Annotated in this window: 11 protein-coding genes; 6 read left to right on the top strand and 5 right to left on the bottom strand. The window is 68.7% G+C overall.

Going from position 1 to position 15,756, the window contains the following annotated elements:
- Nucleotides 1-15: 15 nt before the first annotated feature.
- Both argJ and argC read right to left on the bottom strand, forming a co-directional pair.
- On the bottom strand, nucleotides 16-1,182 hold the full coding sequence (argJ, locus tag BLT71_RS08975; protein WP_091719379.1) for a bifunctional glutamate N-acetyltransferase/amino-acid acetyltransferase ArgJ: 1,167 nt from the start codon (nucleotides 1,180-1,182) through the stop codon (nucleotides 16-18).
- Nucleotides 1,179-2,210 carry an N-acetyl-gamma-glutamyl-phosphate reductase gene (gene argC / locus BLT71_RS08970; protein WP_091719377.1) on the bottom strand — a complete coding sequence of 344 codons (1,032 nt, stop codon included), beginning with the start codon at nucleotides 2,208-2,210 and terminating at the stop codon, nucleotides 1,179-1,181. The genes argJ and argC overlap by 4 nt, the downstream gene beginning before the upstream one ends.
- A gap of 149 nt (nucleotides 2,211-2,359) precedes the next feature.
- Here argC and BLT71_RS08965 point away from each other — a divergent pair, with 149 nt between their 5' ends.
- The 3 genes from BLT71_RS08965 (at nucleotide 2,360) to BLT71_RS08955 (ending at nucleotide 8,861) form a co-directional block, all read left to right on the top strand.
- Nucleotides 2,360-3,325 (top strand): quinone oxidoreductase family protein, encoded by a 966-nt coding sequence (locus tag BLT71_RS08965; RefSeq protein ID WP_091719375.1) that lies wholly within the window; start codon nucleotides 2,360-2,362, stop codon nucleotides 3,323-3,325.
- A gap of 211 nt (nucleotides 3,326-3,536) precedes the next feature.
- Nucleotides 3,537-7,487 (top strand): Pls/PosA family non-ribosomal peptide synthetase, encoded by a 3,951-nt coding sequence (locus BLT71_RS08960; RefSeq protein WP_172830050.1) that lies wholly within the window; start codon nucleotides 3,537-3,539, stop codon nucleotides 7,485-7,487.
- A 15-nt stretch (nucleotides 7,488-7,502) separates the two neighbouring features.
- Entirely contained in the window at nucleotides 7,503-8,861 is a 1,359-nt protein-coding gene (locus BLT71_RS08955) for a M1 family metallopeptidase (RefSeq protein WP_172829941.1), read from the top strand.
- On the opposite strand, the gene BLT71_RS08950 is transcribed toward BLT71_RS08955, so the two are convergent.
- The 3 genes from BLT71_RS08950 to pheS are packed head-to-tail and all read right to left on the bottom strand — an operon-like array spanning nucleotide 8,767 to nucleotide 13,209.
- The gene (locus BLT71_RS08950) at nucleotides 8,767-9,564 is read right to left on the bottom strand and encodes a 4'-phosphopantetheinyl transferase family protein (protein WP_091719373.1); all 798 of its coding nucleotides are present in this window, start codon (nucleotides 9,562-9,564) and stop codon (nucleotides 8,767-8,769) included. The genes BLT71_RS08955 and BLT71_RS08950 overlap by 95 nt on opposite strands.
- Nucleotides 9,565-9,601: 37 nt before the next feature.
- On the bottom strand, nucleotides 9,602-12,145 hold the full coding sequence (gene pheT / locus BLT71_RS08945) for a phenylalanine--tRNA ligase subunit beta (RefSeq protein WP_091719371.1): 2,544 nt from the start codon (nucleotides 12,143-12,145) through the stop codon (nucleotides 9,602-9,604).
- A gap of 2 nt (nucleotides 12,146-12,147) precedes the next feature.
- A complete protein-coding gene (gene pheS, locus BLT71_RS08940; RefSeq protein ID WP_056083242.1) occupies nucleotides 12,148-13,209 on the bottom strand; it encodes a phenylalanine--tRNA ligase subunit alpha in 1,062 nt (353 codons plus the stop codon).
- A gap of 212 nt (nucleotides 13,210-13,421) precedes the next feature.
- Between pheS and BLT71_RS08935 the strand changes: the two genes are divergently transcribed.
- Genes BLT71_RS08935 through BLT71_RS08925 form a run of 3 tightly spaced genes read left to right on the top strand, consistent with a single transcriptional unit; the run spans nucleotide 13,422 to nucleotide 15,755 of the window.
- Nucleotides 13,422-13,937 (top strand): hypothetical protein, encoded by a 516-nt coding sequence (locus tag BLT71_RS08935; RefSeq protein ID WP_407681240.1) that lies wholly within the window; start codon nucleotides 13,422-13,424, stop codon nucleotides 13,935-13,937.
- Entirely contained in the window at nucleotides 13,934-14,599 is a 666-nt protein-coding gene (locus BLT71_RS08930; RefSeq protein ID WP_091719369.1) for an SIMPL domain-containing protein, read from the top strand. The genes BLT71_RS08935 and BLT71_RS08930 overlap by 4 nt, the downstream gene beginning before the upstream one ends.
- Before the next feature lie 49 nt (nucleotides 14,600-14,648).
- Nucleotides 14,649-15,755: an Rv2578c family radical SAM protein gene (locus tag BLT71_RS08925; RefSeq protein WP_091719367.1), complete on the top strand. Its 1,107-nt coding sequence runs from the start codon at nucleotides 14,649-14,651 to the stop codon at nucleotides 15,753-15,755.
- Nucleotide 15,756 lies beyond the last annotated feature (1 nt).

The following is a 15,756-nucleotide window of genomic DNA, read 5'->3' as shown; positions in this document are numbered from 1 at the left end:
GGCAACGTTCAGCGCCTAGCTTGAGTAGGCGCTGTTTTCGTGCACGTAGTCGTGGGTGAGGTCGTTGGTCCAGATGGTTGCCTCGGCATCGCCGGCCTGCAGATCGATTTCCACCAGGACTTCACGCGGTTCCAGGTCCACGAGGCCCCGGTCGTCACCGATGCTGCCGTTGCGGCAGATCTGGATGCCGTTCATGGCCACGTTGAGCTTGTCTGCTTCGAAGACGGCGTCTGTGGTGCCAACGGCGGACAGCACGCGGCCCCAGTTCGGATCCTTGCCGAAAATGGCAGCCTTGAACAGGTTGGACCGGGCCACGGAACGGCTGACTGTTTCAGCGTCCGCTTCGCTGGCGGCGTTGAACGTCCGGATGGCGATGTCGTGGCTGGCGCCTTCGGCGTCGCCGATCAGCTTGCGGGCGAGCTCGGCGCAGACCTGCGTCAGGCCGGCACCAAACGCCTCCGCTGCCGGCACCGCACCGGAGGCGCCCGAGGCGAGCAGGACCACGGTGTCGTTCGTGGACATGCAGCCGTCGGAGTCGGCGCGGTCAAAGGTGACGCGGGTGGCGTCGCGGAGGACGACGTCGAGCATTTCGGGTTCAACGGCGGCATCCGTGGTGAGGACCACCAGCATCGTGGCCAGCCCCGGAGCCAGCATGCCGGCCCCCTTGGCGATCCCGCCGATGGTGAATTCCTGGCCGTCCGCGTCGGTGCCGATGAACAGCGCGGACTTGGGGACGCTGTCCGTGGTCATGATGGCCGTGCCGGCGTCCGGGCCGCCGTCGGCGCTGAGGGCAGCAGCCGCGGCCTCGACACCGGGAAGGATCTTGTCCATGGGAAGCTGCTCGCCAATCAGGCCGGTGGAGCAGACGAAGACGTCGGTGGCCGAGATGCCCAGCACGTCGGCCACTTTCTCGGCGGTGCTGTGGGTGTTCTGGAACCCGGTGGGTCCGGTGCAGGCGTTGGCGCCACCGGAGTTCAGGATGACGGCGTCCACGCGGCCGTCGGATACGACCTGGCGGGACCAGTGGACGGGGGCCGCTGCCACCCGGTTGCTGGTGAAGACTGCGGCTGCGGCCTTGGACGGTCCGTCGTTGACCACCAGGGCGAGGTCCGGGTTTCCGGAGGCCTTCAGCCCGGCGGTGACGCCGGCGGCGCGGAATCCCTGGGGTGCGGTGATGGTCACGGGGCTACTCCCTGCAGGTTGAGGCCGGCGGTTTCCGGCAGGCCGAGTGCGATGTTCATGGACTGCACGGCGCCGCCGGCAGTGCCCTTGGTGAGGTTGTCGATCACGCAGGTGACGATGACCCGGCCGGTGTGGGGGTCGAAGGCCACCTGCATGGCTGCGTGGTTGGAGCCCTGGACGGACTTCGTGCCGGGCCACTGGCCTTCGGGCAGGAGATGGACGAACGGCTCGTCGTCGTAGGCGTCAGCCCAGGCCTGCCGCAGCTGCTCTGCGGTAGTGCCTGCCTTCACCTTCGCGGTGGCGGTGGTGAGGATGCCGCGGCTCATCGGGGCCAGGGTGGGCGTGAAGGAAACGGTGACCTGCTCCCCTGCTGCGTTGGACAGGCCCTGCTCGATCTCCGGTGTGTGCCGGTGGGCGCCGCCAACGCCGTAGGGGCTCATGGAGCCCATGACTTCGGCGCCGATCAGATTAACCTTGGCGGCCTTGCCCGCGCCGGAGGTGCCGGACGCGGAAACGATGACGACGTCGTCGGGCTCCAGGAGGTTTGCGGCGAACCCCGGTGTCAGGGCGAGCAGCGCGGACGTGGGGTAGCAGCCCGGCACGGCGATGCGGGTGGCGCCTTTGAGGGCCTCGCGCTGGCCGGGAAGTTCGGGAAGGCCGTAGGGCCAAGTGCCGGCGTGGGCCGAGCCGTAGAACTTCTCCCAGGCTGCGGGGTCTTCGAGGCGGTGGTCTGCGCCGGCGTCGATCACCACGGTGCCTTCCGGCAGCTGCGCGGCGATCTCGGCGGATGCGCCGTGCGGCAGGGCAAGGAAGACGACGTCGTGGCCGGAGAGGTTCTCCACCGTGGTGTCCTCAAGGATGCGGCTGGCCAGCCCGTGCAGGTGCGGCTGCAGCTCCCCGAGCCGCGACCCGGCGTTGCTGTGGGCGGTGATGGCACCGATCGTGACGTCCGGGTGTCCGGCAAGGATGCGGAGCACTTCCCCGCCCGCGTAGCCGCTGGCGCCCGACACTGCAACAGAAATAGTCATGATCCGACTATACAGCAATAGTTATGCATAGACGCCGATACTTATGCATGCGGCAGGCAGGGAGTATTCGAAGGCCTGGGAACAAAGGGAATCCCTAGGATGGTTGGAGCAGCCGGAGGCCGGAGACGCCGGCCCGGGAAGGGGAAGCAATGACGCACGCAATCGTCGCACGCCAGGCAGGCGGACCGGAAGTACTGGAGTACACGGAGGTTGACCGGCCGGTCCCCGGCCCCGGACAGTTGCTGGTCAAGGTCGGAGCGGCCGGGGTCAACTTCATTGATACCTACAAGCGCGGCGGTGTCTACAAGGTCCAGTACCCCTTCATCCCCGGCTCCGAAGCTGCCGGCACAGTGGAGGCGGTGGGCGACGGGGTGACCGCGTTCACCGCCGGTGACCGCGTGGCCACGGCGGAGGGCATTAACTGTTACGCGGACTATGCGCTGGTGGACGAGGACGCCGCACTCCCGGTACCGGCCGGTCTGGATGACTTCACCGCAGCAGCCCTCCCCCTGCAGGGCATGACGGCGCATTACCTGATGAACTCCACCTTCAAGGTGGAACCGGGCCACACCGTCCTGCTGCACGCCGGGGCCGGCGGTGTGGGGCTGCTCCTCATCCAGCTGCTGAAGGCCCGCGGCGCCCAGGTCATCACCACCGTGTCCACCGACGAAAAGGAAGAGCTGGCCCGTGAGGCAGGCGCTGACCACGTGCTGCGGTACGAGGGCTTTGCGGCGCGGGTCCGGGAGATTACCGGCGGCACCGGCGCGGACGTGGTGTACGACGGCGTTGGCAAGGATACGTTCGACGGCTCACTGGAGGCCCTTCGGATCCGCGGAACCCTGGTGCTCTTCGGCGCCGCGTCCGGCCCTGTGCCGCCGGTGGATCCGCAGCGCCTCAATGCCGGCGGCTCGCTGTTCCTGACCCGGCCCACCATGGGGCACTACCTCCAGGATGCCGCCGAGCGGCGGTGGCGCTCGGGCGAAATTTTCGCAGCCGCGGCTGATGGCGCCCTCAAGGTCCGCGTCGGCGGGCGCTATCCGCTGTCCCAGGCAGAGCAGGCGCACCGGGACCTCGAAGGCCGCCGCACCACTGGCAAGGTGGTGCTGGTTCCCTGAGGCCCGGGCCACCCCGGCTGAACGTGCGGTGAACTGCCAGTCCTCCCAGGCTGGCCGAACCCGGCGCGCCGGACACCTGTTGTTCACCTTGCCGGGGCAAAATGCCCGGGTGACTCAGCAGCAGGTCCCCCTTGGGGATATCCATTCCGGCGCCACGCCGGCCGCTCCCCATGCATCCGGCGGTTTGCAGGCCGATGACTCACCCGGACCGCTGCCTGCAGGGGCTTCAACTCCGGGTTCGGCGCAACCTGCGGGCGCGCACGCACCGCAGTTCCAAGGGTCTCCGGCCGCCCCGCCCGTCCGGACGCTGATTGATATCCTCCAGGACTCCGCCGCCCGTTTCCCCGACGCCTCGGCGCTCGACGACGGCCGTGTGTCCCTCAGTTACGCCCAGCTCATGGACGAAGTACGGTCTGCCGGCCGCCGCCTCCACCAGGCTGGCCTCGGTGCCGGCGACCGGATCGGCGTGCGGATTCCTTCAGGCACCAACGAGTTGTATGTGGCGATCCTGGCCGTCCTGCTGGTGGGCGCGGCCTACGTCCCCGTTGACGCGGACGATCCCGACGAACGGGCCCGGCTGGTTTTTGACGAGGCCAAGGTCGCCGCCGTCATGGAAGGCGGGCAGGTGATCAGGCCCGGCACGGCGGGAGGCCGCCGCACAGGGCCCTTTGCGGGCGCCCGCCCACCTGTGCCGGATGACGATGCCTGGATCATCTTCACGTCCGGCTCCACAGGGACACCCAAGGGCGTGGCGGTCCAGCACCGCTCGGCCGCCGCGTTCGTGGACGCGGAGGCGAGGATTTTCCTGCACGGCGATCCCTTGGGACCCCAGGACCGGGTGTTGGCCGGGCTCTCCGTGGCCTTCGACGCTTCGTGCGAAGAAATGTGGCTCGCCTGGCGGCACGGTGCCTGCCTTGTCCCCGCACCGCGTGCCTTGGTCCGTACGGGCATGGACCTTGGCCCCTGGCTGATCAACCACGGCATCACCGCCGTGTCCACCGTGCCCACCCTCGCGGCACTCTGGCCGGCCGAATCCCTGGAAAACGTCCGCCTGCTCATCTTCGGCGGTGAGGCCTGCCCGCCCGAACTGGCGGAGCGACTGGCCGTGGAAGGCCGCGAGGTCTGGAATACCTACGGTCCCACCGAAGCGACAGTGGTGGCCTGCGCGGCCCCCCTCAACGGTTCCGGCCCGGTACGGATTGGCCTGCCCCTGGATGGCTGGGACCTCGCTGTCGTGGACGACCACGGCATTCCTGTGGCCGAAGGCGGGACGGGTGAGCTGATCATCGGCGGCGTCGGGCTGGCCCGGTACCTTGACCCTGCCAAAGACGCCGAAAAGTACGCTCCCATGGCCATCCTGGGCTGGGACCGCGCCTACCGCTCCGGCGACCTTGTCCGCTTCGAGCAGGCAGGCCTCATATTCCAGGGCCGCGCCGACGAGCAGGTCAAACTGGGCGGCCGCCGGATTGAACTGGGCGAAATCGACTCCGCCATGCAGTCGCTGCCCGGCGTTGCCGGCGCGGCCGCCGCGGTGCAGACGACGGCGGCCGGCAACCAGATCCTGGTGGGCTACCTGGCACCTGTTGCCGGGGAAGGCCTGGACCTGGCTGAGGCACGCAGGCACCTGGCAGGAAGCCTGCCGGCTGCGCTGGTGCCCCTCCTGACGGTGGTGGATTCGCTGCCCACCAAGACCAGCGGCAAGGTGGACAGGCACGCGCTGCCCTGGCCGCTCGCCGGTGCAGGTGCGGCAGAGGCGGATGCTGCTCCCCTAAACCTCCCCGAGGACGCCACCTGGATCGTGGAGCAATGGAGCAGCATCCTGGGCAGTCCGGTGACATCGCTCGACGCGGACTTCTTCGCGTACGGCGGCGGATCCCTGTCCGCGGCGCAACTGGTGTCCGCCCTCCGGGCCCGCTACCCCACCATCACCGTTGCCGACATCTACGCCACACCCCGGGTGGGAGCGCTGGTGGAGCTGGCACGGCAATCACAGCCCGATGGGTCCTTCGGCCCGGCACCGATCCGCACCGTGCAGCCCACCGCACTCAAATCCCAGGTGTTCCAGACGCTGATGGGAGTTCCCCTGCACATCCTGGTGGGCATGCGCTGGCTGACCTACCTGATGGCAGCCAACAACCTGCTGGCGGGCGCTGCCGGGTTCGCCGCAGCTCCCACCGTTTCATGGTGGTGGGTGGCAGCTTCGTGGCTGGTGTTCGTCAGCCCGGCGGGTCGGATGCTGCTGGCGGTGGCCGCCGCACGGATCCTCCTGCGCGGCGTGCGGCCCGGCACATATCCACGCTCCGGCCGGGTGCACCTCCGGCTCTGGCTGGCAGAGCAGATCCAGGACCTGGCAGGCGCCATCAGCCTGGCCAGCGCACCGTGGGTGCCCTACTACGCCCGGGCCCTCGGCGCGAAGATTGGCCGGGACGTCCAGCTGCACTCGCTGCCGCCGGTGACCGGGCTGCTGACGCTGGGCCGTGGCGCCAATGTGGAGCCGGAGGTGGATCTGTCCGGGTGGTGGATCGACGGTGACCATGTCCACATTGGCGCCGTCCGCATCGGCGCCGGCGCCTCGGTAGGCGCCCGCAGCACGCTGATGCCCGGAACGTCCATCGGCGCAGGAGCGCAGGTTGACGCGGGCTCGGCGGTCTCCGGGAAGGTCAAGGCCGGGCAGCTGGTGGCCGGGTCACCTGCCCGCCGGCAGGGCAAAGCCAGGCATTCCGCTCCTGAAGCACCCGTCCTGGGCCCCGTGGCTGCCAAGGCCTGGTTCGGCGGATTCGCGCTGGCCTCGGCAGTACTGACCCTGATCCCCTTCGTGTCCGCAGCGGCGGCCGCCTGGGTGGCCTACCTGTTCATCCAGGGCGGCACCTCCCTGAGCGGCGCACTGCCCCGGCTCCTGCTGGCCCTCGCGCCCGCCGCGCTCACCTGGTTCGCCGCCAACACCCTCCTCATCCTGGCCGCAACCCGGCTCCTCAGCGTCGGCATCACCGAGGGCTACCACCGGGTACGCAGCCGGGTGGGCTGGCAGATCTGGGCCACCGAACGCGTCCTCGACCTTGCCCGGGACCTGCTGTTCCCCATCTACGCCAGCCTCTTCACGCCTGTGTGGCTGCGCCTCCTGGGAGCAAAAATCGGCAAGAACGTGGAAGCCTCCACGGTGCTGCTGATCCCCAAGATGACCACCGTGGGGGAAGGTGCCTTCCTGGCGGACGACACCATGGTGGCCTCCTACGAGCTGGACGGCGGGTGGCTTCGCGTGGCCCCGGCCAAGATCGGCAAACGGTCCTTCCTGGGCAACTCCGGCATGACAGCAGCGGGCCGGAACGTTCCCAAGAACTCGCTGGTCGCTGTCCTCTCCGCAACGCCGGCCAAGGCCAAGTCCGGCACGTCCTGGCTGGGCAGTCCGCCGGTCCGCCTCCGCCGCACAGCCATCGCCTCCGACGACACCCGCACCTTCCAGCCCCCGCTGAAGCTTAAGGTGGCCAGGACGCTGTGGGAGCTCTGCAGGTTCCTGCCCGTTATGCTCACGGTGGCTATTGCCGGCGCCGCCATGCTGGTCTTCGACTGGTTGGCCGCCACCTTCAACTACGGGGTGGCAGCCCTGCTCAGCGGCGTGGTCATGCTGCTGGCCGGTTTCGTGGCGGCGTTCTCCGCCGTCGCTGCCAAGTGGATCCTGGTGGGACGGATCCGGGCCGGCGAGCACCCCCTTTGGAGCTCGTTCATCTGGCGCAACGAAGTGGTGGACAGCTTCATCGAGCTTGTCAGTGCACCGTGGTTCGCCCGGGCCGCGTCCGGCACCCCGGCGCTGGTCTGGTGGCTTCGTGCCCTCGGGGCCAAGATCGGGACGGGCACCTGGTGTGAAAGCTACTGGCTGCCCGAAGCGGACCTGGTGACCCTCGGCCGTAACGCCACCGTCAACCGGGGCTGCGTGGTGCAGACGCACCTGTTCCACGACAGGGTGATGAGCATTGACGCTGTTACCCTCGAAGACGGGGCCACCATGGGCCCGCACGGGGTTATCCTGCCCCAGGCCAGCGTGGGTGCCGGCGGAACGGTGGGCCCTGCGTCCCTGGTGATGCGCGGCGAGTCCGTCCCGGCCGCCACGTATTGGATGGGCAACCCTGTCAGTCCGTGGAACGGCCCTCCAACACCGTCTGCCTAGCAACCGAAGGTCGCCATGAGTTCTCCAGCATCAGCCGCCCGCGGCAGCGTGGCCGCGTCCAGCGGTGCTGCCCCCGATCCCTATATGCCCGGCGCCGGCACCAACGCCTACCGGGTGGAACGCTACGAACTGGACCTGGACTACCGCGTGGCCAGCAACCGCCTGAACGGCAGGGCGGTGCTGCACGGCGTCGCCTGCGTGCCGACGTCGGCCATTGTCCTTGACCTGGTGGGGCTCCGCGCCTCCAAGGTCCAGCTCAATGGCAGGGCAGTGCGGTTCAGCCAGCGCGCCGAGCAGCTGGTGGTCTCAACCCCGGCTCCCCTCCAGGCGGACGTGCCCTTCACCCTCGATGTCCGGTACGGGGGCAGCCCCTCGCCCCGGCGCGGCCTGTGGGGCGAAGTGGGCTGGGAAGAACTGACCGACGGCGTGCTGGTGGCCGGGCAGCCCAACGGCGCGCCATCCTGGTTTCCGTGCAACGACCATCCCCGCGACAAGGCCAGCTACAGGTTCACGGTGACCACGGACGCGAACTACCGTGCCGTCTGCAACGGGGTGCTGCAGGCCCGCACCATCCGGTCCAGCCGGGAAACCTGGGTGTACGAGCAGGCTGAGTCGATGCCCGCGTACCTTGCCACCGTGCAGATCGGCCGCTACGCCCTGCTGGAACTGGATGCCGGGCGTTCAGCACCGCAGGTGCCGCAGCACGTCGCAGTCTCCCCCGCCCTCGCCGACCAGGCACGCGCCGGGCTGGCGCTGCAGCCGGCCATGATGCGGACGTTCAGCAGCTGCTTTGGGCCCTATCCGTTCGCCGGCCACACAGTGGTGGTCACGGAGGACGAGCTCGAGATCCCGCTTGAAGCCCAGGGGCTGTCCATCCTGGGCCCCAACCACCTGGCCGCGGACTGGGAGTCGCAGCGGCTGATCGCCCACGAGCTCTCGCACCAGTGGTTCGGAAACTCCCTGACCGCCGCCGGCTGGCAGGACATCTGGCTGCACGAGGGCTTCGCCTGCTATGCCGAATGGATCTGGTCCGAGGAAGCCGGCGTGATGCCAGTCGCTGCCCGGGCGGGCGCCGCGTGGCGGGGACTGAAGGCCGATGCGCAGGACCTCCTGGTGGGCGACCCGGGGCCGCAGCACATGTTCGATGACCGGGTTTACAAGAGGGGCGCCCTGGCGGTGCACGCCGTCCGCATGGCAGTGGGTGACCTGGCGTTCTTTGCGCTGCTGCAGGAGTGGACCGCCACCCACCGGCACGGCTCGGTCAGCACCCATGACTTCATCATGGCCGTGGACCGTGCCACCGCCATCGACACCGAAGCGTTGCTGCACCCGTGGCTGTATGAGGAGCTTCTGCCGCCGCTTCCGGCAGGCTGATGCCCCGTTCCGGTGCTGCCTGGATGCGTCCGGGCGTAACGGAAAGCGCGACGGCGGCCGCCAGCTGCGCGGGCAGCCCGGTTTCCGCGGGGGTAAGGTCCCTCAGGCCCGGCAGTCCGCGCACGTCCAGGGACGAGGGCGCTGTACGGAGCCCCTCGCCGGTCATCTTCAGCCATGCTTCCTTCCGGGCCCACAGTTTCGCCTGGGCGGCCAGCCGCCCTTCCGGCTGCACGCTCCGAATGTCCCGGTGTTCGGCGGTGGTCAGCGCCAGCACGGCAAATCCACTGAAGCCGGTATGGGCCGGGTCCTCAATGTCCACGCCGAGACGCACGTCCGGCCCTGCGTCCGGGACGGCCGCCAACAGGGTCCAGCCGGCGGCCCGGGAGAGACTCAGGGCCAGCGGCAGCCGGGTGCCCCGGTAGGAGTAGCCGGGCCTGCCGTGGCTGAGGTCCGCGCCGGCGCCGCACTGCGGGCAGCTGTAGCAGGCGTCCAGGCTGGTTTCGGCCACGCCCAGCAGGTCAGCGGCGAACCGGCGCTGGGCCAGGCGGGAGGCCAGGAACCGGTGGCCCGCCGCGGGCTCCATGGCGCGGGCGCGGTGCAGCTCGGCGCCGTCCAGGAGCCCTTCCGAGTCCTGCATCAGCCCGGCGGCGTCACCGGCAAGCGAAAAGGGCGGGACGGCGCGAACCACAAGCTGTGGAGTCATGCCGTCCCGCCCTTTGTATCGCCAGCCGGCCAAGCGACTAGCGCTGGACTGCCCCGAAGCGCTCGGCGGCCAGTGCCACGGCGCCCTCGCGTGCGGCGGACGCTTCGTCAGCCGTCAGGGTGCGGTCCGCGGCGCGGAACCGCAGGCCGAACGCCAGTGACTTCTTGCCGTCTTCGATGCCCTTGCCGGCATACACGTCGAACAGGGCGACGTCCTCCAGCAGTTCGCCGGCGCCTTCCCGGAGTACGGCGAGGACGTCGTCCGCGGGCACATCAGCGGGAACCACCAGCGCTACGTCCTGGGTGGCCACCGGGAACGTGGAAATGTGGCGGGCCACGATTACGTCCGGGGCCGCGTCGAACAGGGCGTCGGCGTTGATCTCCAGCGCCACCGAGCGGGCGGGCATGTCAGAGGCTGCCAGCAGCTTGGGGTGCAGCTCACCGCCGTAACCCACGGTCTCGCCCGTCCGCAGCGACAAGCGTGCGGCGCGGCCCGGGTGGAACGCCTGGTGGCTCCCCTGGCTGACCACGAGGTCCACCCCAAGGACGTCCCCGGCGAGGCGGGCGATGTCCAGGGCGTCCGCCCAGTCCCACAGCCGGGGTTCGTGCCCAGCGGCAGCCGGGGAATCATGCCCCGTCAGGACGGCGGCGACGTGGAACGGCTGGTCCGGGACGCCGTCGTACAGTGCATCCAGCACCTCGTCGGCGGGCTTTGCGCCGAGCGGCGGAATGGAGGCGGTGCCCATGGTGCTGCCGGGCAGGAACACAAGCCCGGACTCGAAGATGGCGAGGTCGCGGAAGCCACGGGAGTGGTTCCGCTTGGCCACCTCGATCAGGCCCGGCAGGACGGAGGTGCGCAGGAAGCCCTGCTCTTCGCTGATGGGGTTGGCCAGCTTAAGCGCGGGCCGGGCGGCACCCTGTTCCGCCACGCCGAACGTATCGTTGGCGGCCTTGGAGACAAACGGGTACGACAGGACTTCGGTGAGACCGGCGTCGGCCAGTGCCTGGATGAGCCGGCGGCGCTGCTGCTGCAGGCGCGTCAGGCCACGCCCCGGAGGAGCGACCGGCAGCGTGGCGGGAATCTTGTCGTAGCCCACCAGCCGCGCGATTTCCTCGGACAGGTCTTCCTTGGTCTCGAGGTCGTGCCGCCAGCTCGGCGCTGTGACCGTCCAGCCGTCGCCGTGCTTTTCCACCGCGGCGCCGAGGTCCTCCAGGGCGGTCACGATCTGCTCTTCCGTGAAGTCGATGCCGATCCGGGCGGCCGCGAACGCTGCGGGAAGATCAATGGTGACGGTTTCCGGTGCGGTCCCGACGTCGGTTCCGGCGTCGTCGGCTGTGCCGCCGGCCAGTTCCACCAGGAGGTCCACGACGCGCTGGGCGGCGATGCCGGCCACGTGCCAGTCGACGCCGCGCTCGAAGCGCTTGGACGCTTCGGACGGCAGCTTGTGCCGGCGGCGGGAACGGCTGATGGACACCTCATCGAAGTGGGCCGCCTCAACCAGGATGTTCGACGTCGTATCGCCCACCTCGGTTGCCGCGCCGCCCATGACGCCGGCGATGCCGATGGCACCGGAGTCGTCGGTGATGAGCAGGTCCTCAGGATCGAGGGTGCGTTCCTTGTCATCGAGGGTGGTGATCTTCTCGCCCGCGGTTGCGCGGCGCACCACGATGTCCCCGGACAGCTTGTCCAGGTCGTAGCAGTGCGTGGGCTGGCCCAGTTCGAGCATGACGTAGTTGGAAATATCCACCGGCAGGGAGATGGAGCGGATGCCGGCCAGGCGCAGGCGTGACGCCATCCATGGCGGGGTGGGCCGGCTGGGGTCCACGCCGCGGACGGTGCGCGCCACGAAGCGGTCGCAGCCGGGCTTGCCGTAGATGGGGGCGTCGTCGTTGAGCTTGACGCCGTAGCCGCCGGACAGCACGTCAGGCGCCTGCACCTTGCTGGCGGGGTCCGTGAAGGTGGTTCCTGTGGCATGCGCGTACTCGCGCGCCGCGCCGCGGATGGAGAAGGCGTAGCCGCGGTCCGGCGTGACGTTGATTTCGGCTGCCTGGTCGTAGAGGCCCAGCAGTTCCATCGCGTCCGTGCCGATTTCCGGATCAAGGCCGATGCGGGAGAGAACCAGGATGCCGTCGTGGTCATCGCCGATGCCCAGCTCACGGACGGAGGCGATCATGCCGGCGGAAAGGTGTCCATACGTCTTGCGGGCAGAGATGCGGAAGTCACCCGGCAGGACGGCGCCCGGGAGCGTGACCACTACCTTGTCGCCTTCCACGAAGTTGTGGGCGCCGCAGATGATGCCCTGGACTCCGGAAGGGTCGATGCCCTCTCCGGTCAGGGTCTGCTCCGCGCCCTCGGGAACCACGCGGACCTGGCACCAGTTGATGGTCTTGCCGTTGGTCTGCGGTTCCTTGACGATGCTCAGGACCTGGCCCACCACGACCGGCCCCTGCAGGGTATCGGTGGGACGGTGGACGTCCTCTTCCTCGAAGCCGACCTTGACCAGTTCTTCCATGACGTCTTCGGCCGTGGCTCCGGCCGGTACCTCTGCGAATTCACGCAGCCAGGAAAGGGGGATACGCACTGTTAGATCTCCATCCCGAAGTGCTCGCTGAAACGTACATCGCCTTCGATCATGTCGCGCATGTCGCTGACCTCGTTGCGGAACATGAGGGCACGCTCGATGCCCATGCCGAAGGCAAAACCTGAATAGACATCGGGGTCGATGCCGGCAGCGCGGAGGACGTTGGGGTTGACCATGCCGCAGCCGCCCCACTCGATCCAGCGCGGACCGCCCTTGGCGCCCGGGTGGAAGATGTCCAGTTCCGCGGACGGCTCGGTGAACGGGAAGTAGTTGGGCCGCAGCCTGACCTTCGCTTCGTCGCCGAACATCTGCCGGGTGAAGTGCTCCAGGGTGCCGAGCAGGTCTGCCATGGACAGGCCCTTGTCGATGGCCAGGCCCTCGAACTGGTGGAACACCGGGGTGTGCGTGGCGTCGAGTTCATCGGTGCGGAACACCTTGCCCGGGCACAGGACGTAGATGGGCAGATCGCGTTCCAGCATGGAGCGGACCTGGACCGGGGACGTGTGCGTGCGCATGAGGAGGTGTGCCTCGGGCGGCTCCACGAAGAACGTGTCCTGCATTTCCCGTGCCGGGTGGTCCGGCTTGAAGTTGAGGGCGTCGAAGTTGAACCACTCCGATTCCACCTCCGGGCCTTCGGCGATTTCCCAGCCCATGCCCACGAAAATGTCCGAGACGCGGTCCTGCAGGGTGGACAGCGGGTGCCGGGCACCGGCACGACGACGGCGGGGTGCCGCAGTGACGTCCACAGTCTCTTCGAGGAGGATCCGTGCGTCGTTCTCGGCTTCCAGCACCGCGGTACGGTCGGCGAGCGCCTTGTTGACCCGGCCGCGGGACGCGCCCATCAGCTTCCCGGCGAGCGCCTTCTGGTCCTTGGGGAGCCTGCCGATTTCACGGTTGGCCAGGCTGAGGGGTGACTTCTCCCCCGTGTGCGCCAGCCTCACCGCCTTCAGCTCGTCAAGGGTGGCAGCACCGGCGATGGCGGTGACGGCCTGGTCTACAGCGGCGTTGATGGCGGCTTCATCCGTGGGGTTCGGGATGGCATCGCCCGGCAAAGTTTCAGTCATCTACTGTTCTTAGCTACGAGTTCGTTGGCTGCCGGCGAACAGGGCAGCCTGCACGGTTTCCCGGCGGCGCGTCCGTCACTGGCAGGTCATGGATGAATGCCCGTGGATTCCGTTCAGTAATCCCGTGCACTCAATGACCAGGGCAGGGCCAGCCGGAAAACCGGCAGCCACTGCCCTCCAGTCTAGTAGAACGCTCCGGTTACCATGGCCTCATGACATTGCGGCAGCGCCCCGGACGCGTGCAGCACCTGCGCCTGCAACACTTACGGCGTCGGCTCCTGCGCGCCCACCACCTGCGCCGGCACTCCCTGACAGCCGGCCAGCGGGCCAGGCAGGCGGCCAACCTGGCCAACGGCAGCACGCTGCTGGGCCTGGCTGTTGCCGGCGCTGCCCGTACCCGCCTGCAGCGTGGTCCGCGCGGCCTGCTCCTGGCCGCCGGTTATGGGTGGCGGTTACCGGTAGCCGGAGCATTCACCCTGGGCAACGTGGTGCTGTGCCGCTGTTCCACGGAGGCCTTGCAGGACCGGCCGGAGCTGCTGGGGCACGAGGAGAAGCACTGCTCCCAATACGCCTGGTGCCTGGGCCTTCCCTTCATCCCCCTATACCTGCTGGCCGCGGGGTGGTCGGTGCTGCGGACAGGTAATCCGGGGACGGGCAACTTCTTTGAGCGGCGGGCGGGCCTGCAAGCGGGCGGCTATCCGTTACACGGACAGCGGGCCTGGTCATGACGCCGGCCGACACCCCCTCACCCCTGCGTGATGGCAGCGTGACCGTCACAGGGTCCGGCTGGGCGGATGCCGCTCCGGATGTGGCGGTTGTTTCCATCGGCGTGGAATGCCGCCGCGATTCCGTCGAGGCTGCCTACTCTGCGGCGGGGAGCGCCCTGGCTGCCGTCACAGCAGCACTCCGCGGGCAAGGCGTTGCCCCTGCGGACCTGCGGACGGCCGGGCTGAACGTCAGGGCAGACCTGGTGTGGCGGGAGGGCGAAGGCCAGCGGGTCGCAGGGTATGTCGCTGCCAGCACCCTTGCTGTGCAGCTGCGGGATGTATCGGCGGCTTCGCGGATGATTTCCGATGCCACTGCTGCCGGTGGCAATGACGTCCGGCTCAACGGCCTGACCTTCTCAATTTCGGATCCGTCCGCGGTGAAAGAGCGTGCCCGCGCAGCCGCGTGGGAGGACGCCAGGGCCGCTGCCGCACAGTACGCCGCCCTTGCCTCCGCCACGCTGGGCAGTGTCCTGTCCGTGTCCGAGCTGCCGACGGGGCAGGGCACCGTCCCCGTGGCCGGGATCCAGCGCCTGGCCGCGGCGGAAAGCGTGTCCGTGGAGCCGGGGGAAAGCCGTGTGGACGCAGCCGTCACTGTGGTGTGGGAGCTCATAGCCGGGCAGTAGCGGGCCGGGCCACCTTGACATTCATTCGAACATGTTTTCGAATGAATGCATGAGATGGGACGCGCAGGCACTGCTGCAGCCACCCGGGGACGGCTCTGCTGCCACCCCCGCACTACTTCCGCTTGCCGGCCTGGTCCGTTCCGTCACCACACCGGAGTTTGCGGGCATCACCTTTCACGAAGTCACCGCTAAATCTGTGCTGAACAGGGTGCCGGCCGGTTCGAAGATGCCGTTTGAGTGGACCGTGAATCCCTACCGCGGCTGCAGCCACGCCTGCGTTTACTGCTTTGCGCGCAAGAGCCACACCTACCTCGATTTTGACGCCGGCCTGGACTTCGACAGCCAGGTGGTGGTCAAGGTCAACGCGGCCGAAGTCCTGCGCAAAGAGTTGGCCAAGCCCTCCTGGACGCGGCCGCAGGTGGCGCTGGGAACCAACACCGACCCCTACCAGCGTGCGGAGGGAAGGTACCGGCTGATGCCCGGCATCATTGCTGCGCTGGCTGACTCCGGCACTCCCCTCTCCATCCTGACCAAGGGTACGCTGCTGGCGCGGGACATACCTTTGCTGAAGAGCGCGGCAGCACAGGTCCCTGTGGGCCTTGGCATTTCACTGGCGATGACGGACGAGGCCCTTTCCGAGGCCATAGAACCGGGCACGCCGGGTCCGCGGGCCCGGCTCAAGCTCGTGTCCAGGCTCCGGGAGGCGGGTCTTCCGTGCGGCGTCATGGCGATGCCCATCCTGCCGTGGCTCTCGGACAGCGACGAAGCCCTTGACGCACTTTTCGCGTCGCTGGCCGCAGCCGGCGCCACCGGCGTCAGCGCGGGCGCCCTGTACCTCAAACCCGGCACCCGGGAATGGTTCATGAAGTGGATTGCCGCAAACCATCCCGGGCTGGCTGGCCGCTACCGCCGCCTCTACGGGTCAGGCTCCTACGCGTCCAAGGAGTACAGAACCTGGCTGGCGGGCAAGGTGCGCTACTTCAAGGCGCGGCACGGCTTCGCCTTCTCGTCCGGGTTCAGCCACCGGGACCTTGATCCCCGCGAGGAGGAAGCCGGGTACCCCGCAGGCATCATCCCCGAAGCACGGCAGGGGCACGGTGAAGGCAATTCCGCCCCGCACGGTGGTGCTGCGGGCGCTCAGCAGGCCCTCTTCTAGT

The sequence above is a fragment of the Pseudarthrobacter equi genome (assembly GCF_900105535.1).
Taxonomy (GTDB): Bacteria; Actinomycetota; Actinomycetes; order Actinomycetales; family Micrococcaceae; genus Arthrobacter; species Arthrobacter equi.
This window is presented reverse-complemented; position numbering and strand designations above follow the sequence as displayed.